Genomic DNA, 23,204 nt, shown 5'->3' on the forward strand with positions numbered 1-23,204 from the left:
ACGGGTACGGGTACGGGTACAAAAATAATAAGCGCATCAGGAAGAGCAAAGAGTAAAACGGTTGATGCTAGTACATTGAAAGATGTCATCACCCACTTAGGGCTTATTAATCACCCTGATGCCGTGCACTACTTACAGCGCTATTTTAACGATAGTGGAGAGCCTGAATTAACTAACGTCAACCCAAATAAGCTGCCCCAAGCCGGCTACATCAACCAGCTTTCGCAAATTCTGCTGCCGGTAAGCGAAGGGTTGGGTTACACCGTGCTGCCCACTAGCACGCTAGACTTTGTGTCATTTGCCGACAAGCTTACTGTTTACAAAGCGAAAAACGAGGTAACAGAGCCCTTATACATTGTTCAAACACCCCACAGCGCTCTACCAGCCCGCTACCAAGCAGTAAAACAAACCATCTCCCAAGTATTGGGATAAATATCGGGGTCAGAGTACATTATTGGGATGGCTTAACGACTAAACGCAGAGCTTTTTAAGAGCGGAGCCGGTAAAGTTACTCTGACCCCACAATTCCTAATTAGTCGTGAAGTGAAGGGTCGGGCGCTACCATCTCGGCTTCTTTTTTGTGTTCGGGTACATCCACTTTACCGGAGGCAATGACCTCCCCCTCTTGCCATAGCTTCCATTCGCCTCGCTCGTAAATATCCCACTGTTCATCGTTGGTTAGCGGTTCGGTAGCAATAATACTTACTACATCCTTTGGCGTGGTCTCAGCTGCGAAATCAATCTCTACTTCAACATCACTTAAACAAGCTGGGCCAAAAGGCGCTCTGCGGGTAATGCTGGCTAACTTTGTACTACAGAATGTAAACAACCAGTCACCGTTACTTAGCAAGCAATTGAACACGCCTTGCTGAGCATACTCTTTTGCCAGTACCACCAGTGTTTCCGCTAACTGTTCAGGCATGGCGTCGCGGGGTAAATTCTGTCTAACATTGTTCATGATGTCGCAGAAAAGCTCTTCGCTGTCTGTATCCCCTACCGCCTCATAAATACCTGCGCGACGTGAAAAGTTGGGAAGCTGTCCGTTGTGCGCGAACACCCAATAGCGCCCCCATAACTCTCGTGTGAAGGGATGTGTATTGGCCAAGTTGATGTTACCTACGTTAGCTTGACGTATGTGGCAGATGGCGTTTTTACTTTTGATAGGAAGTTTAGAAACGAAGTCGGCGATAGGTGACGTGGCGCAAGGCTCAGGGTCGTGAAACATTCGCACGCCTTTCCCTTCATAAAAAGCAACGCCCCAGCCGTCTTTATGCGGCCCAGTTTCACCACCTCGACGCGTTAATCCAGTAAAACTAAAACACAAATCTGTTGGGGTATTGGCACTCATGCCTAAGAGTTCACACACGTTAACTTACAACCTTTAACAATATTTGTATTCAGCATAATAAAGGGCCGGCTCTAGTTCAATTCTCAATTAGGAGCAGTCAGCATTTCTTAATTAAAGAGGCTCTAAAAGCCCCTTTAAATAAAACAAATGCAAATAACAACTATTTCTATTTACATATATACTTTAGTTGAATATGCTATTCGCGATTTTTAAGGCTGCTTGCCGCAAACTAAATAAAAGCTAAAGGAGAGCTTACGTTGACGACTGTATTTGCAATTGGTTTAGTCCTCTGCGTGTTAGCGTGTACAGTCTTGTATGCTGGGAACCCAAATCAGCAATGGTTTAAAGCACGCCCTTTTTCATTCAAAACAGCCATTATTGGATGTATTAGTCTTTGTACTGTCGCAACGTTTTGTTTTAGCCAGACGTTTTCAGTCGCCGCAGCAATTTTTACAACTTTCACATTTAGCATGCTAGGTTTAAGCCTTGTTCCTCTTATCACCCGGTGGGAGAAGCCTTTGACCGCACCACGGGGTAATAAATCTACGTTATCCCGCGCCCAGGGCAGTCACGCAAGTCCTCCCCTATGGTGGTTAAAAAGTATTGGAGCACTTGTATTGGGGCTTCCACTAGGTTTATTTACCAGCGCACTTATTACCTTTGCAATTTTTGATAACACGCCTTTAGACGTCAAAACACAGCATCTTATGTGGTGGATAGTTCCCATCTGGCTCACGCTGATAGCGCTTATTTACTTTTCTAAGCGTCCACTTCGCATTTTCACCGCAATAGCGCTTTTAACCTTTGCAGAGTACCTAGCAATACAGGCCTTGATCTAACCCATGAAACTAGAAAACTTTAAGAACTACCAAAACATTCATATTTGGACTGGCATTTTATCGGGGCTTTTATTGTTCATCTGCTTTGCAACTAGTGCTTTTACCATGTTTAAAGGGCCGCTGAACACCTGGGCGCTTCACAGTGAAAACACCATGCCTGCGATTGCAGAAAGCCAGTACGACGACTTAATACAACAAGTACTTACTGCGCATCCGGAAGCAGGTAAAGAAATGACGGTGTATTTGCCTACGGCAATGACAGTTCATGCACCAGTGCAATGGGTAGTGAGGGATGAAAATAGCCATAACGCAGTCTATTGGCATGCCTCATTAGATGAGGACGGAGAACTTATCAGTCAGCAAGCATTTCTTTCAGATATCGGTGATTTTCTTGATCATTTACACAGAACCGCAGGGATCCCCGGGGGGGACGACCATGATGCGGTTGGTATCTGGGTAATGGGTATTGTATGTATACTCTACTTTGTTGCCATTGTGTCTGGCCTTGTTATCTTTCTACCTACATGGGTAAAAGACTTATTTGCCCTGCGAAAAGCAAAGAAAGCAAAACGTTTCTGGGTAGATTTTCACAATATATTAGGTATTTCAGCGCTTCCTTTTCACATCATTATAGCGGTAACAACCGTAGTATTTGCTTATCACGATATTCTTTATGGCTCTATGCAAAGCCTCGTTTATCAAGACAAGCCCATGTTCAATCGTCCCGCTGCAATTAACGTGGATAGAGATAACAAAAACCTTCTTTCTATAGAAACATTACGACAGAAAATCTCAGAAACTGAGCCTGACTTCAGTATGGCTGAACTGCGTTTTTCGGGTTTGGGTACGCCACGCTCCCGATTGATCATAGGCGGCGAACTTGAAGGAAAGATCATTCGCGGCCCTTATTATGCGTTCTGGGTGACAGACCCATACACAGCTTCAGCTGGGTATACAGCAATGCTGCCTTCAGTTTCAGGCGTAGCGGGTAAAATTGTGAATAGCTTTTTCACGCTGCACTTTGGGGGTTTTGGCGGCAGCACAATTCACTGGGTTTATTTTGCATTGGGCTTAAGCGGTTCACTGCTATTTTTAACCGGCAATATCATTTGGATAGAAGGTTGAAGAAAACGCTCGACAGCTAATGCTCCTGCCACACAGAAACGCTCGGTAAGAATTTTATCACGCCTAACTGTGGGCGTTTGCACTGGAACCTTGATTGGTATTGGTTTATCTCTTCTGGCGGCGAAGCTTGCATCGGCAACACAAAGCAACATTCAGTTCTATCAGCAGCTTGGCTATTACGGCGGGTTTCTCGCAGCAATAGCATACAGCTTTTTAGTTACCCCCATTAAAGCAGCCATTCACAGCCTTTATGCACTTACCGTCATAGCACTTAGCCTTATTTTAGTGACCTGTTTTTATTGGAATACCAGCGTATCTAGCACCATTAATATCGCTTTTATAGCAATCGCTATCTTGCTAATTGCACTGTTTATTTTGACTGCAAAACGTCTGGTCGTGAAGCGCACGCTGGTGCCCCAAGACGGAGTCTGGCAATAACGTAAATCTAACCTCTGACGGGTGTTGACCGTTGACAACCGCCAGATTTTTATCACTTAAGCAATAAAAAGAGCCTCATTAAAAGCGGCCGTACTACTTTGAGAAATAACAAGGAACTACTTTTATGAGAAACGCGTTTCCATCATCGTTATCTTTGATAACAGTGGCAATATCAACGGTCTGCTTTACTGCCAGTGCTCAAACTGCACAAGTCCCTGACGGGAGTGTTGAAGAAATTGAAAAAATCATCGTACTAGGTGAAAAAGCTAATCGCACGTTAAAAGATTCGACATCATCCATATCTGTACTTACCGCAGATGAAATAAACAATACGCAATATAAGTCTGTATCTGATGCCCTGTCAGAAATCGCCAACGTAGTTACACTATCAGGGGCCCTACCCGACATTCGCGGTGTGTCAGGCAACGGTGGCGCTGGTGGCTTTAATTCAATTGCTGGTGGTGCAAAAGGGCGTGTATCCACCTTAATTGATGGGGTTGCCCAACCTTTTGTCGCTGACTTAAGCGGCGATAGCGGCATGTGGGACTTACAGCAAGTAGAAGTGTACAGAGGCCCGCAATCTACAAGTAATGGTCGAAACAGTATCGCAGGATCGGTGTTTATTAAAACCAATGATCCGTCTTTTGATTGGGAAGGTGCGGCGCGTGTAGGCTATCGAAATAAAGATCAGTACATCGATACCGCTGGAGTGATTTCAGGCCCCATCATTGAAGACGAACTTGCCTTCCGCCTAAGTGTACAAACACTTAATGCAGACACCATTACCAACGGTGAAGGTTTTGAAACTAACCCACCAGACTACGACATAGACGAAATTGAAACCCGCCGCGTGCGCGCGAAGCTTAAATGGCAGCCTAGCGACGATCTTTCATTTATGCTCACGCACACCTACAACAACGAAGAAGGTGACACGGGGCGTATTTATTATGAGCTTGAAAACTTAGACGAGCGAAATCGCGTTTTCTTTAGAGATATTGAAACGGAAATCTCCACCACCTCCCTACTTACTGAATATGCAATTAATGATAATTTCTCATTCGACCTTATCTTGGCATATATGGATTATCAGTGGGGCTTTGACAGTTACGAAGCATCAGATGAAAACGAACAAACCCTGGTATTCGATGAAACTAACACCACGGTAGATGCAAAGCTAAACTTCGCATTTAATGAAGGTGAAACCACAGGTTTCGTCGGTTTCTATTATTTTGAGCGTGAGCAAGATATTTTAAGCACGGGCGCATTTCCCTACTATGGTGACGACAATAGTGAATCCATCGCATTATATACCGAAGCCAACTTTACCTTGTCAGATAAGCTTACGCTTACAGCGGGTGGGCGTCTAGAAAGAGAAAGTCAAGATAGGCACTTCGTTTATGACCCTATTGATGATGTATACATTGAAGATACTAACATCTTCCTTCCTAAACTAGCGCTAACCTACGATGTAGATGAAAGCACTACGTTAGGTTTGAGTGCGCGCAAAGGTTATAACGCAGCGGGTGGCGCGCTTAATTTTACTGCTCAAGAGTACTATTACTACGATGAAGAAGAAGTTTACACCTACGAGTTAAGCTCGTGTACTTCGTTAACTAATAATACATTCATTAGTGCTAACCTTTTCTATAACGACTATTCGGGCTTTCAAGCATTAAGCTCCACGCGCTTTATAACAAATATGCCAGAGGTAAGAACTTATGGCCTAGAAGCAGAGCTGCATACAAACCTCACCGACGACCTTCAGCTTAATGCAGGTATTGGCTTGCTTAACAGTGAAATTACCGATGCGGGTGAGGATTACCCTGATGTGGATGGAAACGAATTGAATTCTGCCCCCTCTTTTAACGCAAATGTAGGGGCAAAATATTGGTTAAACGACACATTTAATATAGGCGGCTCGGTTCGTTACATTGGCGAATACTTTGGCGATTTCTCTAATACTGAGGAAAGAGTGGCAGGAGACTATACCTTGGTGCGTTTAACCGCAGGTTATAACACCGACAATTGGTCTATAACTGCGTTTGTGGACAACCTTTTTGACGAAACCGCCATTGTGACCCAAGAACCAGTCAGTGCCCTTAACCCAGCAGGCTATGCTGCTATTGCGGACCCGAGGAATGTAGGGGTTTCTGCTACTTACAAGTTTTGATCGACGTTAAATAATAAACTTTTTGCCATTACCACCGTTAGTTACGTTTCGCTGACGGTGATAATGGCTTTGACCTTGTTTTGCAAAGTGAAAGGCTAATCGATGACTTCAAGTTCCCTGTGTAGCAACGAAGGGCTATCAACGCTTAAATATAACGTTGATATATTTTCATTTAATAAAGCCATACCAGAATAATATGGTTGGGGTTTATTGAAGATAAGCTTGACGTTAGCGACGCCCCTTCCAAAGTGAAAATCCTCTTTGGTTAAACTTCTACTCCACTCGCCAACTTCCATGCTTTCTATATTCGCTTTTGGAATTACAACCATTCCCCACCACGAGTTATTCACTACAACCTTGTCCTGCCAAACAAAAAGACTGTAGTTTTTGCTCACGCGGTAGTTTGCGACAAACATGATCACTAGATAGAACACCAAAGTAGCCACCACCATGGCAATAGTTTCACTAAATTCCGATAGCAATACATATGATGCATAGGTTGTGACACTTAAAACAATGAGTACGCCCAGTAAATGCCACCACTTACCAGAAAGTAACTTGAGGTGCACTGCGCTTTTCACATGTTTTTTACTGAAGCTAGGTATGGCGTAATACCAACTTGCTGGTTCATGGGCCAACATTAAAGCAAGCTCAAGCTGCTTAGCCTCTTTGCTACCTTTTTTCGGTGCTTCATCTTTTTCATATTTTTCAAGCATATGAATACGCGGGTCGCCACTTAGTTTACGTGCGCCCCAAAGTGCTTTTACGATAGTGACTAATAGCACGACTTCGATAACCATCAATACAACAATGATGGGGTATTTTAGGTAGCTAATAAACGCAAAATAGTGCGAAAGCTGTTCTGGGTAGTTATAGCGAGCTATCAAACTACTTAGGGAAAATATTAGCAGCACTTTCCAAAGGGCCTGTTCGCCAATACGGATTACCCAGAAGTAATACAACAACGGCAGCGCAATGAAATAAACTAAGGAGACCAACGCTGTATTGCGCCAGCTTGGCTCTGATATGATATTGCTAAAGGTAAGCGCAATGTCTGGCAAGGTACTCGGCAAAAACCATGTGCCTACATAAAAACAAACCGCAGCAACTATTAAAAAAGCAATTCTGTATTTGACGGGTTTACGCATATTTCATCCCTGATGCGTTGAAGATAAAAAGCAGCTAAGAAGCTAAACATTTGATACACAATACGAAAAAATGGGGTCAGAGTACATTAATTTGCTGGTAGGAGTCGTCCGACTTTGGCGAAATGTACTCTGACCCCGTTACTTTTATGCGGCTTTTACTTTAGTGGTTGTTTCAGGTTGTGAAACGTTAGTTTCTAATTGGGGTTCAACGCTAATTGGCTCGCTTTGAGTTTGGCCATCACGAACGTTCTTTTGCACCGTAATGGCAGCAAATAAGCTTAAGGTAAATGCCATTCCGAAAAAGCCTTTTTCACTTAGTAAAAGTTCGGCGTTTAGCAATCCAATAACTAACAGTACTATGGCTGACCCAGTAGCGACCGCTGAAGCTAAAAAATATGCCTTGGTTGTAGGTACACCTTCCATTTTATCTCGTACCGTTTTTTGCAAGCTTACCACTGAAAAAAGGCCAAATAGCATAATAGTGAAGTAATAACCTTTTTCGTTAAGGGCCATAGGCGCGTTGTACAAGCCTATGAAATACGCACCTACGCCTACAATTAATGCTGCTAGTGACGCGATTCGAAACGCTTTAGTGGGTTTATTAATATTTTGCATAGTAAAACTCCTAAATATTCTCTATTTGACCCGTGCGGGTAAACGTAACGGCCTTGTTTGATAAATCGTACTTCTGCATATAGCGGGCAAGGCTACCGAAAGTGGTAGTTTCTACCTTGCGACCGTGATCTGACAGGGTTACGCCATCGCTGAACATACTCGCTAAGCCAAGTTTAGCGCGGCTCATATTTACTTTTTGCGGCGAAAAATGGGCTTTCGCATTTACCTTCAGCTGCGCAATATCAGTGGTTGAGTAAATTGCCGCATTTAATACATCAAGGGTGTATTCCGTGCAGTTTTGGCGTTCACTATTAAATGGGTTTGCCACCACTGAATATCGAGCATTGTGAAGCAGTTTAGCTTTGTCATCGCGATATAGATTCACTAACGCTTGCTGTACTTCTACTGAAGGAATAATTATTCCTGCCTCAAGGGCGTACGCCCCCCAGAAGAAATCTACAGGATAGTCGGTAATCAAATGACTTCTGCCTTGCTCTTCAGCATCTTGATATAAATTGTGTATGGCATAGCCTTTTACCATATTGCCATCGCTTAACTGAATCGTTGAGTAAATAGCAACGGCGGTATGGGTAAAGCGAATGCCTTTCGGCATATCTTCAATAGGTCTGCCACGTCTTGCAATGATAAACGCCCGGGCCCCTTCACTTGCCGCATACTTTTCTACATCTTTTGAAAATGTCGCAATCGCTTCTGGCGTAAAGGTGGGCTTACCATGCTGCTGGCTTCCCGCGTACACGTCATGGATACCAGACATTAATAATACAATGACTAACCCGATTGAAGTTATGTAGGCTCGCATGTCTAACCTACCGCTTAGTGTTAGTTGTCGTAGTGATCACTTTCGTTTTAGTAGTAACCACTTGGTTCGGGGCTGGGTCGGCAGTAATAATAGTTTCGGTTATCACCAAAGGCTGGTTGTGCGCCGCTGAAGATTGATGACTGGCTCGATGAAGGTTGCGAGCACTTTCATTCACGGTACTTTCTACCACCGCGCTTCCGGCAACAACCACGCTCCCGGTCAATACCACAGGTACTGCCACCACCGCACTCGCTACCGAAGCTGTTGTTGCTAAACCTTCAGATGCGGCTAACGCGCTGTGTTTACTGGCTTTGCCGCTATGGTCAAAAGAATCATCTGCCATTGCAGAATGGGTAAGAAGCGCACTACTTAATAGTGCAGTTAACATCAATGTTGAACGTGTATTTTTCATATCACTTGCTCCTAGTTTGTTAAGACAAGATGTGTCTGAACACTTTCTACACTAGAGCCAAGAATAAATTTCGTAAACCAAAATGATTAATGTAGTATTAATTTACACCACCAGTATAAAAAATTAATACCATGAGCCAAATTAGCCTTGTGTACGACACCTTAAAGCAATGCTTACGGGAAAAACGACTTACATATAAGCAGCTTGCAGAAATGCTCAATGTAAGCGAAGCAAGCGTGAAGCGTAACTTTTCGTTGCAGGCGTTCAGCCTTGATAAGTTAGAGCAGGTTTGCGAATGCTTACATTTGTCTTTAAGCGATTTATTTAGTCTTTCACAAAGACAGCAGGAAAAGATTTCACAGCTGTCTGAACAGCAAGAAATGGAGTTGCTTGCTAACCCAAAGTTATTGCTTGCCGCGGTATGCGTAAGAGACGGTTGGCGCTTTTCAGAACTCATCGAACATTATGATATTGATGAAGTAGAAGGCATTAAGCTAATGACAACCCTTGATAGGCTTAAGCTAATAGAACTGTTGCCGAACAACCATTATAAGCTGCTTATTGCCCAAGACTTTAGGTGGATCCCTGGCGGGCCGCTGGAAAAGTTCATGGAAAGAGAAGTCATGGTGAAGTTCATGGACCCAAAGAAAAACGAACCATGGATGTTTCGCTTTTACTTACGAGGGCGCTATTCACAAACCTCGGTTTCTATTATTCAACGTCGTCTTGAGCAGCTTAGGCAAGAAGCAGCTAAACTTAGTAGCGAAGATAACGACTTACCAATAGAAGAGCGCCAACATGTGGGGCTGCTTATGGCGATGCGGCCATGGGAGCCTTCACTTTTTGAAAACATGAAGCGAAAATAACCCTGTAAGAAAAGCTTTGGGGTCAGAGTACATTTCGTAGAAAAGTACTCTGACCCCATTAGTTTACTTCGCAGAAAAGTTTTCTGCACCCATTTTTAAGAGGCGCTTTTTGCCTGCATGGTAGCTGGTACTCTGTTGGACAGCGTTAGGTAAACGATACTGGCGATAATTAGCCCCACGAACCACGCATAGGCGTAAAGCGTATCGAAAATGGCGGGTACGCTGTCCACAAACCCTGCGGCGTGCATAAATCCAGGAATGTTAGGCAAGATACCAATGATAAGCGCTGTCACGCCAGCCATGTTCCAACCGTTATTCACACCGTATTCACCTGAGTGTTGAAACAGCGCATCAATGTTTAACGTCGATTTTCTTAAAATGAAATAGTCGGCAATTAAAATGCCAGCAATAGGGCCAAGCAGCGCAGAATATCCCGTAAGCCACGTAAATAAATAGCCTCCCGCGGTTTCAAGTAGCTTCCAAGGGAAAATAGCAACACCAATTCCCGCGGTGATATATCCCCCCATTTTGAAGCTAATTTTTGAAGGCGCCATGTTCGAAAAGCCATACGCTGGGGCGACCATATTAGCGGCTAAATTTGTAGTTAAAGTAGCGAGTGCTAATGCCGCGAGAGCAAAGACCACGCCCATGCCACCCATACGCCCGGCAAGCGCCACTGGGTCCCAAATGGCTTCACCGTAAATGGTTACCGTTGCTGAGGTAACCGCTACACCTATGAAAGCAAACAACGCCATAGGTAATGGCAAGCCAATAGCTTGGCCTAACATTTGATCTTTTTGTGATTTAGCGAAGCGAGTGAAATCGGGAATATTTAATGCCATGGTTGCCCAAAAGCCCACCATAGATGTAAGACCTGCGAAAAAAGCAGACCAAAACTGGCCTTCTTTAGCGCCCCCTTCGACAAATTGAGATGGCGTAGATAACATAGCGCCAAATCCACCGGCATTAATGTATGCCCAAGCAAGAAGCGCTAAGCCCATTAAGATCAAAAATGGTGCAGCAAAAGTTTCAAGCCAGCGAATAGATTCAGTACCGTGCTTAATAAAAACTAAGTGCATTGCCCAAAAAGCAAAGAAGCACAGAGTTTGGGTAATATCTATACCTAAAAATGGCAGCGCCTGCCCCACAAAAGCGTCGCCGCTGACGCCATTTAAAATAACGTATATCGCGCTGCCACCAACCCATGTGTTTATACCAAACCACCCGCAGGCTACAAGACCGCGAGCCAGAGCAGGAATCTTCGCGCCTTTGGTACCAAAAGCACTGCGTAGCAATACAGGAAAAGGTAAACCGTATTTAGCCCCGGCGTGACCAATTAACATCATTGGCAGCAGCACGATAACGTTACCCAACAGCACGGTAATCACTGCCTGATACCAATTCATGCCTTCAGATACTAGCCCAGCAGATAGCAAATAAGTGGGTACACATACCACCATAGCCACCCATAATGCCGCATAGTCCTTCCATCTCCAGGTTCTTGTTGCCTCACTGGTGGGCGCCAAATCTTGGTTCCATAAATCGCCATCGTAATGGGAAGGTTTTGTCATGGGTTGATTGTTGGTGTTATCCACGCTCTATTTCCTTGTTGTTTTGGTGCTGCACGAGCTTGTCTTATTTATGATAAAAAAACAGGGCTTTACGAAGCGTTACTGTTCACAAAATACTGAATATTTTGCAGGTTCTTCTGGTGCCATTTTTTGAAAAAATGCAGCATTGTTTTCAATTAGCGAAAACCCACTATTTAACACTAAATCGTTTATAAGAGCGGAAGCAAAAATGCTGCCGCTTTGCACTTACCGATAACGCGACACCTAGATACCAATTTTTAAATTTCAGTATCTAGGTTAGCTATATATTCCGCGTTTTTGAGTAAGGCCGTTTTCGAGTAAAATTTAGGGTTTAAGTCAAGCGCCTGCCACGCCTAACTTACCGAACTAAAAACTTCGTCTTATTGTCACGCCATAAGTCCTAGGCTTGGCATAGGAAATTTGGCTGGTGCCGTAAAAACCTGACACGTCAAAACCTATTAGTTCGTGGTCAGAATCAAACAGATTATCTACGTAAGCGGCTAGGCTCCATTTGTCTTGCCCATCTACCCAAGTTAAGCGTGCATCGGTCGTAGCATAACTATCAATTTCATGAGCGGTAAAATTACGCGCATTGTGGAAAGTTTCAGATTGATAGTTTGCTGATAGCTGTGCAGCCATATTTCCTTCGAACGCATCCCAGTTGTACCTGAGCATGGCTGACGCTTGATATTCAGGAGTAAAGGGCGGCGTGGTATCTGCAAAGTAACCTGAAGCCACTTCTAAGTCCTCAACCACAGCGTCGGTATACGAGAAGTTCACCATTACATCTAAGCTATCAGTGGGCGTTAAGAACACTTCTAATTCCACACCACTAAACGAGGCTTCTTCATTCGTCACTACACCTGCATTGTTTACCCATGAAAACGACTGGTAATCGTTATAGTCATAGTAGAAGACATTGGCATTAAACACGCCACTTCCCTGCATGAAGCTGTGCTTTAAGCCTGCCTCGTAAGAGGTCAACTCTTCAGGCTCATATAAACTAAAGCCGCCAGACAGCGGAGCATTAAAACTTCCCGCTTTTACGCCTTGGTTAATCCCAGCGTAGTACAAACTATTGCCGACACTGTATTCCAACTGAAGCTTAGCAGACCATAAATTTTGATCGTTACTTTGCACTAGCATTTCTAACGAAGACGTACTGGTGTCAATCTCAATTACTCGGTCATCGGTATTCTCGTTTTGATACACATTACCGATGAAGTCTTTATTCTCTCGGGTGTATCGAAGCCCGCCTACTAGCACTAAGTCATCGGTTAAGCTGTAGTCTACTTGCCCGAATACAGAGTAAGACTCGGTTTCAAGGGCCACCAAGGTATTGTTTTCTTCACCGCCCAAATAAAAGGCTGTAGACGGCCCTGCCAAACCTTGACTGTAATCGGTGTCGATAGAAAGGTAATAAAGCCCCCCAACCCACTTTAAGTCTGCAGTTTCGCCTGAAAAACGAAACTCTTGGCTAAACTGCTCAATGGTGCTGTTAGACTGGAAGATAAGTTCAGGGGATGCCGTTTGGTCAGAATCAAGACCAACAGTACGCTTGAACTCTTTATAATCTGACATGGCAAAGAAATCGAAGCTTTCGAAGGCATAGTCTAACGTTGCCGCTAAGCCTTTTGACTTGATTTTGTTTTGATCATCAAAAGCAAAGTCTTTATTAACTTTATTACCTGAACCGTCGGGGTCGAAGTTACCATTGAAGTCACCACCTTGCACTGGCCGGAAAGGGTCGCCATTAAAATTACCATCTACGCACACGCCAGCCTGAATAGTGTCACAGCCAAGCGGGTCGTCGGCTGCGAAAATCACATCTATTACATTGCCTGCGGCATCTTTTACTTCTGTGGTATTCACCACCTGATACGGGCCTTCGCTTTTGGTAGTATCAGACCAATTACCGCTTAAAAGTAAGGTCCCCTCCTCACCAATATCAAACATCAGCTGAGCACGAAACGCTTTAGTGTCGTCGTTATAGCCGTCTTCCCCACCACCTACTGAACCCAAGCGCGTATCGGGCGCAGCGCCGTCTTCGTAAATATTTTCGAGTATTTCACCTTGCTGGTTGGTAAACCCAGAAAAGCGACCATAAACGCCGTCTGCTATTTCCCCTGATATGGCCCCTTCAAAACGATATTGTTCGAAACTGGCTGCGGTAAACTCTGCATAGCCCTCTGTGTCGGCGGTGGGTTTTGCGGTAATGGTATTTACCAGTCCGCCTGTAGCGTTTCTGCCAAATAAGGTTCCCTGTGGACCTTTTAAAATTTCTATACGGGCTACATCAAATAATCCAAAGGTTTGCGCTTGGGTACTGGCTAAGTAGCCACCGTCCACATAGACCGCCACCGGCGCTTCTGCCAAATCAGCGTAGTCGTTTTGCACCACGCCTCGAATATTAAAAATAGCGCGCTGCCCACCAATATCACCGGCTAACGACACACCTGGTGTAAACGCGATAAGCTCGGTACTGCTTTCAAGACCTAGTGCTTCAAGTTGCTCGCCTGAAAAGGCGGTGATAGCGATACCCACATCGCTTATATTCTCGTTACGCTTTTGCGCGGTAACTTCAATACTTTCCCAAACATTCTCTGCAGCAAAGGCCGCTGGCGCACTTAACGCCATCCCAACGGTTAACGCCAGCAGACGCTTGTGTGTGTTTAACGTATGCATGTTTTACTCTCGTTTATAGTTCTTTTTAACAAGCCTTGCGGCGGTGTTGTCCCGATATTTTTATAAGAGTAACTGTCGACGTGAACTGCTTATCGATTGCCACTGGGGGTGCAAACCTAAGGCAGGACTGGAGAGGAACTGCCAAAGGTTTGCGGGTTTAAATTGTTATAATTAATGGCGTAGCTTTTTATACCTACCGCCAGTGAACATTTGCCGTTTTAGCTAAAGGCATCAATAAACTGGCAGCGTGTAATTGTTTATCACAGCGGTTAGTTAACTAGGAAATGAAAAGCTGACTCCTTCTCTAACACCACTTGAGGGCCAACGTTGTGTGATGGTTTTGCGCTTAGTATAAAAACGCACGCCGTCCGGACCGTATGCGTGAAGGTCGCCAAACAGTGAGCGCTTCCAACCACCAAAGCTGTGATAAGAAACAGGTACAGGCAAGGGAACGTTAATGCCCACCATGCCCACCTGAATATTGTCGGAGAAATAACGGGCAGCTTCACCGTCACGGGTGAAAATGCAGGTGCCGTTGCCGTACTCATGCTCGTCAATAAGCTGCATGGCTTGCTGCATACTTTCAACGCGCATTACCTGTAATACCGGGCCAAAAATTTCGGCCTTGTAACTGGTCATTTCCGGCGTAACTTTATCAATAAGTGTGGCACCTAAGAAAAAGCCGGTTTCGTAGCCCTCGACTGTGGGGCCTCGCCCGTCTACAACTACGTTAGCGCCTTGCTCAGCTGCACTTGTTATGAAGCCTTCTACTTTCTCTTTATGCTGCTGCGTGATCAGGGGGCCAAAATCATTAGATGCATCGTTAAATGCCCCTACTTTTAAGTCTTTCATCGCCGATTGCATTTTATCTACAATCTCATCAGCTATCTTGTCGCCCACGGCAACCACCACAGACAACGCCATACAGCGCTCCCCCGATGAGCCAAAGGCTGCGCCTAAAAGCTGATTAACCGCGTTATCAACGTCCGCATCAGGCATAACAATGGCGTGATTTTTCGCCCCGCCTAAGGCTTGGCATCGCTTGCCGTTTGCATTGGCCTTTGAATAGATATATTCGGCAATGGGCGTTGAACCTACAAAACTCACCGCTTTAATGCGCTCGTCATCAAGTATTTGATCAACTGCTTCTTTATCACCATTGATCACATTGAAGACACCGTCGGGTAACCCTGCTTCTTTCAGTAACTTTGCTAAGAAAATGGCGCAGCTTGGGTCTCGTTCTGAAGGCTTAAGTACAAATGTATTTCCGCATACAATGGCGAGCGGAAACATCCAAAGCGGCACCATAGCCGGAAAGTTAAATGGCGTGATTCCTGCCACCACACCAAGGGGCTGAAACTCGCTCCATGAATCTATACTTGGCCCCACATTTTTACTGTGTTCACCTTTAAGCAACTGCGGCGCGCCACAGGCAAATTCTACGTTCTCGATACCTCGCTGTAGTTCGCCCGCCGCGTCGTGGCTTATTTTTCCGTGCTCGGCGCCAATTAACGCAATAATTTCATCCGCATGCTCTTCAAGTAAGCTTTTGAACTTAAACATAACGCGAGCACGCTTACTTACCGGCGTATTTCGCCATTGTGGAAAAGCTTGTTGTGCGTTAACAATGGCTTCGTTTACCGTAGCTTTCGATGCCAGCAAAACCAGCTTCTCTGCTTCCCCCGTTGCCGGGTTATAAACATCTTGCATCCGCCCTTTGGGCGTACAGGTTTCACCGTTTATAAAATGGCCTACTACTTTCATTGGGTATCTAATCCTTCAGTTATGCGTCTTTGCACGCGCTGTGATATCCGCGCTGGTAATATAAAAGTGCGTCGGCTTCTTGGTCTTGTTTAATGTCTACTACTTGGCAAAAAAGCACATCGTGTGTAGCAACACTTTTTACATCTGTGATAATGCAATCAAAACTGACTGCGGCATCGAGTAGTTGAGGGCAGCCAGTGGCTGACTCGCCCCACTCACCAATTTCAAAGCGTTCACTCATAGGCGCTTTACCACCAAAAGTGTTTGAAATTGACTGGTGCTGCGAGGTTAGCGTGTTGATAACTAAATGCGTGCTGTTCTTAAATACCTGATGCACAGAAGCGCTGCGGTTTAAACACACCAGCAAGGTGGCTGGGCTGTCGCTTACGCTACACACTGCCGTCGCTGTAAAGCCAGCGCGCCCTTCTGGGCCAGTTGTTGTAACGACATTCACCGCTGCCGCTAAGCTAGACATGCCCTGTCGGTATTGCTCAGGCGTAACCGGGGGAAGCACTTCTGTTACTGCGTTTTTTATTGCTGTAATAGTCATACAAATATCCTTTGTGTTGGCGTTACAATATTTGACAAGCTTGCTCGAAGCTTAAGCGAGGCAAACGTTTGTGCACTTTCTTTCCATCGCCATAGCCAATGTTAAGTAAGAAGTTCACCTTCCACGTGCTATCAGAAAAGAATGTCTCGTTGAGTAATTTGGGGTTAAAGCCAGACATGGCACCGGCATCAAGACCTAATGCGCGCGCGGCACTAATTAGATAAGCCCCCTGCATTGAACTGTTTCGCATAGCGGTTTCAAATGCAGCTTCGGGGCTTGAGGTGAACCAGCTCTTAGCATCCGCATAAGGAAATAGCGTAGGTAATTCTTCATAGAATTCTTCATCGTAAGCCACGATAACCGTACAAGGTGCAGTCATGGTTTGCTCTACGTTACCGCTTGAAAGACAAGGCTTAAGTTTTTCTCGCCCTTCATCTGAGGTTATAAAAACAAATCTCGCCGGGCTGCAATTTGCTGATGTCGAGCCTACTTTCACCAAGTCATAAAGCTGCTTTAGCACCGCTTCATCTATCGTTTTATCCTGCCATGTAGTGTGCGTGTGCGCACCACTAAATAGCTGGGCTAGGCCACTTTCGCTAATGGGGACTTTTGTTTCATATTCAGTTTTCTCTGATACCGTCATTTCAAGTTCTTTCCAGTTTATAAATTGTTTGGCAATGTTGTAGCCGCCCAGGTATTGGTTTGAGTGCTTCGTCTTAAGCGCTTTGTAGCGAGCGTTTAAGCTATGCGCGCTAAGTATTCCAATACCAACTTATTAAATTCCTCAGGCACCGTAATGCTTGATGCATGACCGCCATATTCCATTACCGATAGCTCTGCATTAAGCATGGCATCAGCTAATATTTTTGAGCGCTGCCACGGAACCAGGGTGTCGTCTTTATTTGCCAGCGCTAACGTTGGTGTAGAGATAGACGCTAGTTTGTCATCGATATCAAACGCGCTAAGAGCACCGATACGAGCTAGTAAGTTATCTACATCGGGAAAATGATTGAGTAAATGTGCCTCTTCATCGTCTAAGTGCTGTGCATTAGCAGCTATCCAATCAGGTGGAAACAGCAGCAGCGCCTGCAACTGTAGATACATGTCTTTTCTATCCGCAGCCAGTAAGGCTTTGCGTATATCAAAGCAACGCAGGGTGTGCGGATTGGGGCTACTCCATGCATTTACTAGCACTAGGCTTTGCACAAGGCTGGGCTGAGTTAACCCGAGTTCTAAGCCCACCAGCCCACCTAGTGCATGGCCAACAAAATGGCATTGCTGCACTTCCAGTTTTTTTAGCAGTGCAGCGAGTTCATTTGCCATATCCGAAATACTGTAGTTCGATGGCAAGTCACCCACACTTTTGTTAGTTCCAAGCTGGTCGTAAGTGATTACTCTGTAGTTTTGGGTAAAGTCAGCCAGTTGGGGGTGCCAAAACTTTGCTGCCCCGCCTAGCCCTGAACTAAACACAACCGTTGGCGCGTCGGGCGACGTAAGACCGTGTATTTCGTAATGTGTTTTACCGCACATTTCGCCGTGCATTTTGACGTGCATTTCGCCGCTCGTGTGGGCGTAGCTTGCCTGCGTATCAGAAGGCATATAGCTCACCTACATAAAACCAATGAGCACAATTAATGGGAAGTCCAAACATAACCGCTTACCCAATGTGTGCTGTAGAGGCAATTTCAATTAAGGCTTCAGGCTTTACCAACCCAACTTTAATGCAGTAGCGAGCAGGCTTTTCGCCTGGGAAGTATTCGGCGTACACCTTGTTTACCGCGGCGTAGTCGTCCCAATCGGTAATAAAAATTGCGTTGAAAGTGACGTCATCCATAGTGCCACCCGCCTCTTCAATAACGCTTTTAATGGTCTCTAAAACATGGCGAGTCTGCGCTTCGGCATCGCCCACGTGGACTACGTCATTGTTTTCATCAAACGGCAAAGTGCCTGACACGTATAAAATATTGTCAGCCATAGAGCCCGGAACAAAAGGGGCGATTGGCGTTGATGTACCCGCTGGAATAATGGCTTTCTTTGGCATAATTACATTCCTCATTCTTTGCGCTATTTACACAGTGCTTTTAGTACTGCTTTAGCTAATTTTTTATAAAGGCAGCGCTACTTGTTGCCCTTGTATTTCGATTATCGGTTTCTCGTTTTTTAAGCTTTCTTTCTCATTTTTGAAAAGCCGCTTCGCGCTACTTACTGCGAACTCACGTTTGGGCTTTTAAAACTAAGAAGACTTAAACACTTCACAAAATTGCGCCGTTGTAGACACCCAACCGAAAAACGTCTGAATATTAAAAAGAGACGCTTCATGAATCTCTGGCGGACCAGCTTGATAAGCGGCGTCAGCGAGCACCACCCCAAAATATTCCAGATGGAAGCCGTCGCGCAGCGTAGATTCCACACACACATTGGTGGCAATGCCGGTAAACACTATGTTGCGTATGCCGCGGGCCCGCAGCATGCTGTCTAAATTGGTGTTATAAAAACCGCTATAGCGGGTTTTAGGGATAACGATATCGCCGGCTTGAGGCTTTAGTGCGTCTACAAGCGCGTAGTCCCAAGTGCCTTTGGCAAGCAAACTCCCCTTCAACTCGGGCTGTTTGCGCATGGTTTTAAGGGCGTTAGACTTATACCAGTTTGGTGATCCAGGTCCTCCCGCCTCTTTGTAGTCGGCATCCCATCCATTTTGTAAAAACACCACCGGCATGCCTGCAGCGCGTGCAGTTTCCAGTACCTTAACGGTATTCTCAATAACAGGCGCGGTGGTAGATACGTCAAAACCCGCTTTGTCTAAGTAACCGTTTTTACTGGCATACGCGTTTTGCAAATCCACAACTATCACGGCGGTTTCAGCAGGGTTTAAGGTTAAGGGCTCAGGTTTGGCAGGCAGCACTGGCTGTCCTGATTGACGCGCTTGAAAGCACCCTGACACTTCAAATACTTCACCGGCAGACATTATGCTGCTCCCGATGTTTCAAGTAGATGCTGACGTGATTTCATTAACGGCTGAATTTTAGTGCCGAAATCATCCATACCTTTAAGGAAGTCATCAAAGGTCAGCAATACCCCTTCACAGCCTGGAACCGTCGCGATTTCATCAAGCATTGAAGCGACTGACTCGTAAGAGCCTACTAGCGTACCCATATTCAGGTTTACTGCTGAGGTTGGATTGGTCATATCGCGAATGTTGGTGTCTTTACCTGACTTTTTGTCGGCCGCGCCCTGCGTTGCCATCCAATCTAACGCTGACTGATCTTTACCGTCTTTATAACTTTCCCATTTAGCCATAGCTGCTTCGTCGGTTTCATCAGCAATGACCATGATAAGTACCGCAGAGCCTACGCTGCGACCGTGCTTTTCAGCCGCTTCGGTCAAGCGCGCAGCGGTAGGAGCAAATGCGGTAGGTGTATTCACACCTTTGCCAAAACAGAAGTTATAGTCGGCGTGACGGGCCGAGAAATCCATGCCCGCGGCACTTTGCCCAGCACAAATAAGCGGTATTTTACGCTGTGGTTTAGGTAGCATGCGGCAGTCATCCATTTGGAAATGCTCGCCTTTAAAATCACTTTTCCCTGTTTCCCACAGCTCTTTTACTACTTTGATGTACTCATCTAAATATTCGTAGCGGTTGCCGAAAAATTCATCGCCCGGCCACATGCCCATTTGCGAATATTCAGGGCGTTGCCAGCCAGTAACCAAGTTGACCCCAAAACGACCGTTGGAAATAGAATCGATAGTACTTGCCATACGCGCCATGATCGCTGGTGGCAAGACTAACGTTGCGGCTGTGGCATACAGCTGTATTTTTGAGGTAACAGCGGCAAGACCAGCCATCAAGGTAAACGACTCTAAGTTGTAATCCCAAAATTCTGTTTCACCGCCAAAACCGCGCAACTTGATCATAGAGAGCGCAAAGTCCATATCGTACTTTTCTGCCTTCATTACAATCTCTTTGTTGAGATCGAACGATGGTTTGAACTGAGGCGAATTTTTAGAAATTAACCAGCCGTTGTTACCAATCGGAATAAATACACCTATATCCATGTTGTTCCCTCTGCTTGTCTGCGTTTTAAGCGGTTTACCCCGCTTTTTTTAAGGTTGCCGAATTCAAAACATTGAAGTGGCGGTATACATAGTGAACAGCATAAAGCAGGCCAATTTATTTATTTGTTAATTTTCAAAAACTTACAGAATACACAATTTGAAATTAGACCCATTGGTTCAATTTGGAACATCCAGTCCAGTGCAACTGAACTTAATTGGTGCATATTTGTGCAAATGGGTTTATTGGTTAGAAAACTGCGCGTAAACTATGCGCCAGATTGCAGAAATCCGGTTAAGAAGAATTGAGTAGTGAGTAAATCTGAAGACCAACTAAGTACAAAAACAGCAAGAGCTTTTAGCCCTACAACCCAAAAGCGGCGAGAAAAAGCACTTTTAGAAAAACGCACCCGTATTATGGATGCAGCGCTATCACTATTTGCAAAAAACGGCGTAAGCGGTACTACGGTAGAGCAGGTATCGGAATTAGCGAATGTCTCAAAGAGTAACTTACTGTATTACTTTAAAAGTAAAGACGGCCTTTACCTATCGGTTATCACTCACCTATTAGATGTGTGGCTGACGCCACTGCAAAGCTTTTCTGCAGAACAAGAACCCATAGCCACATTAAGTGAATACATAAAAGTAAAACTTGAAATGTCGAGAGACAACCCAGCCGAATCAAAGCTTTTTTGTATGGAAGTGGTACAAGGTGCACCGCTTTTAATAAAGGAATTAGAAACGCCACTGAAAGCCTTGCTGGATGCAAAAAGCGCCGTGATTAATGCGTGGATTGAAGCCAGCAAATTAAAACCTGTCGATCCCATACACTTAATTTTTAGCATTTGGGCTATTACGCAGCACTACGCAGATTTCAGCGTTCAGATTAAAGCGGTCACAGGTAAAGATTTAAGCGATCCCGTCTTCTTCGATAGTACGCTTAGTAACATTCAGCATATTATTTTAGATGGGCTAAAGCCTGAGTAGCGTTTTTTAAATTGGTATTGATGGCTTAAAAAATTAAGAATTTAGCCGTTTGCGTTATTAATTGGCATTAACTGTTTCTCACAGAGGCAATAATGATGAACTTTCTTTTAAAAAACTTTCTAAACGCTCAATACTAATTATAGCCACACCACCATAACCCTTTTCAATTAACTGCAATTCATACAACTTGGTTAGCGCTTTATGCGCAGTAAGTACAGTAACCCCTAATCTTTCAGCGTAATCGCTTTGTCGCAATGAAATAAAGGCACGCTTGGATGTGAGATGTGACTGATAAATAAGCTTGGCTAGCTGTACATGAGTAGGCAATCGTTGAATATCGTCCAGCCTCTCCAATGCTGTATGAAGTTTTATTGCCAGTGACCGGGTGATGAATTCAGAAATCACTGTATGTTGCTTTGTCAGAGAACGAAAAGCAGCTTCAGAGATCTGCAATATCTTACATTGAGTTAGCGCTTGTGCATGGTGGGTTCTGGCAAGCGAAGCATACAGGGTAAATTCTCCGAACGTATCTCCACGTCGCAGTATGGTGGTAATTTGATAATTGCCGTCCAGACCGTAATTACCAATCTTTACCTCCCCCGATACCACTATAGACAGTCCTTTGTTTTTGCTTCCCCTATCGTGGATCGTCGAGGTAGCCGCATAGCTTCTCAACGTTCCAAAAGACAAGCAAATCTCAATGTGATCGTCGGGCATAACGGTTTGCTGTATGCCATGAATGTAAGACATGTCTTTCAAATCTATATAAGTATATATTCTCTTATGTTAATGCAATGTAAATTCACACTCAACAATCTTACTTTGGGGGTGATGACGATGAATTATCAATGGGCAATACTAACGGTATTTATCACGTTTGCTTTACTGGAAGCGAAGAGCGGTAGGCTATTCAAGAAAACGACAGAAGTGAGCGATGATGGAAAGGTAGAACTTATAGGTACGTTACTGTTATTTATAATAACCCAACCTCTGGTTCTATTTTGTTCTGCTGCAATAATGGCATTGGCATTTCCTCAGTATCAGGGAGTACTTGCAGATTCCCCTATTCTTGTGCACATAGCGCTGCTTTTGGTTTTTGACGACATGATGCAATATTGGTGGCACAGGTTGTCACACTCCACACGTTTTCTTTACAACTTGCACAGAGCTCACCACAACGCTAAGTACATGAGTGTTCGTATTATTTATAGAAATAACTTTTTCTATTACCTGTTTATGCCTTCCCTGTGGTTTTCCGGTGCGCTTATTTACTTAGGGTTAGGTTGGACATATGCCTTTTATTTGGTGGTTAAGCTGACCGTTATTACAGGCGCGCACGCAGAATGGAAATGGGATAAAGTACTTTACAACACACCTTTATTACATCCACTTGCCTGGATTATCGAGCGCACCATTTCAACACCCTCTACACACAGCGCTCATCATGGATTAAAAGCAAATGATGGGGTGACTAACTACAAAGGTAATTATGGGAATCTCTTGTTCTTTTGGGATGTATTATTTGGTACTGCTAAGATCACCAGGCAGTACCCTACACAATACGGCATTGAAGGGATGTTTTACGCCAACTGGAAAGAGCAACTGATTTGGCCGCTATATAAGACGCCAAGAAAGCCAAAGCAAGCATACACCGCTAATGTAGATTTAACTGCGTCTGACTCAGAACCTCAAACAGTGAGCCAAACAGCAAAGAGCAGAGTTTAGTGTGGCTTTAAAAGCTTATGGGGTCAGAATAATTACTCTGACCCCATAACTTTTTAAGTTCGTGATAAAC

At 44.7% G+C, this 23,204-nt stretch carries 22 protein-coding genes and 1 pseudogene; 8 read left to right on the forward strand and 15 right to left on the reverse strand.

The genetic code is table 11. The features are described from left to right. Nucleotides 1–432 (forward strand): annotated as a pseudogene (locus tag KL866_RS18525) (LysR family transcriptional regulator); the annotation flags it as partial. Between the two features lie 100 nt (nt 433–532). Here KL866_RS18525 and KL866_RS18530 read toward each other — a convergent pair. Then, nucleotides 533–1,366 carry a class II glutamine amidotransferase gene (locus KL866_RS18530; protein WP_025253992.1) on the reverse strand — a complete coding sequence of 278 codons (834 nt, stop codon included), beginning with the start codon at nt 1,364–1,366 and terminating at the stop codon, nt 533–535. Between the two features lie 239 nt (nt 1,367–1,605). On the opposite strand from KL866_RS18530, the gene KL866_RS18535 reads away from it, so the two are divergent. The 4 genes from KL866_RS18535 to KL866_RS18550 all read left to right on the forward strand — a co-directional run bounded on the left by KL866_RS18535 (nt 1,606) and on the right by KL866_RS18550 (nt 5,920). Further along, a complete protein-coding gene (locus KL866_RS18535; RefSeq protein ID WP_034325159.1) occupies nt 1,606–2,187 on the forward strand; it encodes a hypothetical protein in 582 nt (193 codons plus the stop codon). Between the two features lie 3 nt (nt 2,188–2,190). Next, on the forward strand, nt 2,191–3,312 hold the full coding sequence (locus tag KL866_RS18540; RefSeq protein WP_214996413.1) for a PepSY domain-containing protein: 1,122 nt from the start codon (nt 2,191–2,193) through the stop codon (nt 3,310–3,312). A 69-nt stretch (nt 3,313–3,381) separates the two neighbouring features. Further along, nucleotides 3,382–3,750 (forward strand): hypothetical protein, encoded by a 369-nt coding sequence (locus KL866_RS18545; protein WP_214996415.1) that lies wholly within the window; start codon nt 3,382–3,384, stop codon nt 3,748–3,750. A 124-nt stretch (nt 3,751–3,874) separates the two neighbouring features. Next, the gene (locus KL866_RS18550) at nt 3,875–5,920 is read left to right on the forward strand and encodes a TonB-dependent receptor (RefSeq protein WP_214996417.1); all 2,046 of its coding nucleotides are present in this window, start codon (nt 3,875–3,877) and stop codon (nt 5,918–5,920) included. A gap of 95 nt (nt 5,921–6,015) precedes the next feature. On the opposite strand, the gene KL866_RS18555 is transcribed toward KL866_RS18550, so the two are convergent. From KL866_RS18555 to KL866_RS18570, 4 genes are all read right to left on the reverse strand, one after another. After that, nucleotides 6,016–7,068: a hypothetical protein gene (locus tag KL866_RS18555; RefSeq protein WP_214996419.1), complete on the reverse strand. Its 1,053-nt coding sequence runs from the start codon at nt 7,066–7,068 to the stop codon at nt 6,016–6,018. A 144-nt stretch (nt 7,069–7,212) separates the two neighbouring features. After that, nucleotides 7,213–7,683, reverse strand: coding sequence for an inner membrane protein YiaA (gene yiaA / locus KL866_RS18560; RefSeq protein ID WP_214996421.1), 471 nt, complete (start codon nt 7,681–7,683; stop codon nt 7,213–7,215). A gap of 10 nt (nt 7,684–7,693) precedes the next feature. Continuing rightward, nucleotides 7,694–8,458 carry a DUF2145 domain-containing protein gene (locus KL866_RS18565; RefSeq protein WP_409049181.1) on the reverse strand — a complete coding sequence of 255 codons (765 nt, stop codon included), beginning with the start codon at nt 8,456–8,458 and terminating at the stop codon, nt 7,694–7,696. 52 nt (nt 8,459–8,510) lie between these two features. After that, nucleotides 8,511–8,915: a hypothetical protein gene (locus KL866_RS18570; protein WP_025253985.1), complete on the reverse strand. Its 405-nt coding sequence runs from the start codon at nt 8,913–8,915 to the stop codon at nt 8,511–8,513. 131 nt (nt 8,916–9,046) lie between these two features. On the opposite strand from KL866_RS18570, the gene KL866_RS18575 reads away from it, so the two are divergent. After that, on the forward strand, nt 9,047–9,781 hold the full coding sequence (locus tag KL866_RS18575) for a helix-turn-helix domain-containing protein (protein WP_025253984.1): 735 nt from the start codon (nt 9,047–9,049) through the stop codon (nt 9,779–9,781). 95 nt (nt 9,782–9,876) lie between these two features. On the opposite strand, the gene KL866_RS18580 is transcribed toward KL866_RS18575, so the two are convergent. The 9 genes from KL866_RS18580 to rutA form a co-directional block, all read right to left on the reverse strand. After that, entirely contained in the window at nt 9,877–11,376 is a 1,500-nt protein-coding gene (locus tag KL866_RS18580; protein ID WP_214996423.1) for an NCS1 family nucleobase:cation symporter-1, read from the reverse strand. A 363-nt stretch (nt 11,377–11,739) separates the two neighbouring features. Beyond that, entirely contained in the window at nt 11,740–14,058 is a 2,319-nt protein-coding gene (locus KL866_RS18585) for a TonB-dependent receptor (RefSeq protein ID WP_214996425.1), read from the reverse strand. Nucleotides 14,059–14,331: 273 nt separating this feature from the next. Beyond that, nucleotides 14,332–15,822, reverse strand: a complete 1,491-nt coding sequence (locus KL866_RS18590) for a CoA-acylating methylmalonate-semialdehyde dehydrogenase (RefSeq protein WP_025253981.1) — start codon at nt 15,820–15,822, stop codon at nt 14,332–14,334. Nucleotides 15,823–15,841: 19 nt separating this feature from the next. Beyond that, nucleotides 15,842–16,372 carry a flavin reductase gene (locus KL866_RS18595; protein ID WP_025253980.1) on the reverse strand — a complete coding sequence of 177 codons (531 nt, stop codon included), beginning with the start codon at nt 16,370–16,372 and terminating at the stop codon, nt 15,842–15,844. Between the two features lie 22 nt (nt 16,373–16,394). After that, complete coding sequence (locus tag KL866_RS18600; protein ID WP_214996427.1) at nt 16,395–17,015, reverse strand: malonic semialdehyde reductase; 621 nt, start codon at nt 17,013–17,015, stop codon at nt 16,395–16,397. A gap of 95 nt (nt 17,016–17,110) precedes the next feature. After that, the gene (gene rutD / locus KL866_RS18605; protein ID WP_214996429.1) at nt 17,111–17,971 is read right to left on the reverse strand and encodes a pyrimidine utilization protein D; all 861 of its coding nucleotides are present in this window, start codon (nt 17,969–17,971) and stop codon (nt 17,111–17,113) included. Nucleotides 17,972–18,029: 58 nt separating this feature from the next. Beyond that, nucleotides 18,030–18,413 carry a pyrimidine utilization protein C gene (gene rutC / locus KL866_RS18610; protein ID WP_025253977.1) on the reverse strand — a complete coding sequence of 128 codons (384 nt, stop codon included), beginning with the start codon at nt 18,411–18,413 and terminating at the stop codon, nt 18,030–18,032. 192 nt (nt 18,414–18,605) lie between these two features. Further along, on the reverse strand, nt 18,606–19,337 hold the full coding sequence (gene rutB, locus KL866_RS18615; protein ID WP_025253976.1) for a pyrimidine utilization protein B: 732 nt from the start codon (nt 19,335–19,337) through the stop codon (nt 18,606–18,608). Further along, entirely contained in the window at nt 19,337–20,425 is a 1,089-nt protein-coding gene (gene rutA, locus KL866_RS18620; RefSeq protein WP_118492062.1) for a pyrimidine utilization protein A, read from the reverse strand. The genes rutB and rutA overlap by 1 nt, the downstream gene beginning before the upstream one ends. A 309-nt stretch (nt 20,426–20,734) precedes the next feature. On the opposite strand from rutA, the gene rutR reads away from it, so the two are divergent. Beyond that, entirely contained in the window at nt 20,735–21,409 is a 675-nt protein-coding gene (gene rutR, locus KL866_RS18625) for an HTH-type transcriptional regulator RutR (RefSeq protein ID WP_214996431.1), read from the forward strand. A 78-nt stretch (nt 21,410–21,487) separates the two neighbouring features. Here rutR and KL866_RS18630 read toward each other — a convergent pair whose 3' ends face one another. After that, the gene (locus tag KL866_RS18630) at nt 21,488–22,159 is read right to left on the reverse strand and encodes a Crp/Fnr family transcriptional regulator (protein ID WP_214996432.1); all 672 of its coding nucleotides are present in this window, start codon (nt 22,157–22,159) and stop codon (nt 21,488–21,490) included. A gap of 87 nt (nt 22,160–22,246) precedes the next feature. On the opposite strand from KL866_RS18630, the gene KL866_RS18635 reads away from it, so the two are divergent. After that, a complete protein-coding gene (locus KL866_RS18635) occupies nt 22,247–23,134 on the forward strand; it encodes a sterol desaturase family protein (protein WP_025253972.1) in 888 nt (295 codons plus the stop codon). The last annotated feature ends 70 nt before the right edge of the window (nt 23,135–23,204 follow it).

Source organism: Alteromonas sp. ALT199 (assembly GCF_018619335.1).
Taxonomy (GTDB): domain Bacteria; phylum Pseudomonadota; class Gammaproteobacteria; order Enterobacterales; family Alteromonadaceae; genus Alteromonas.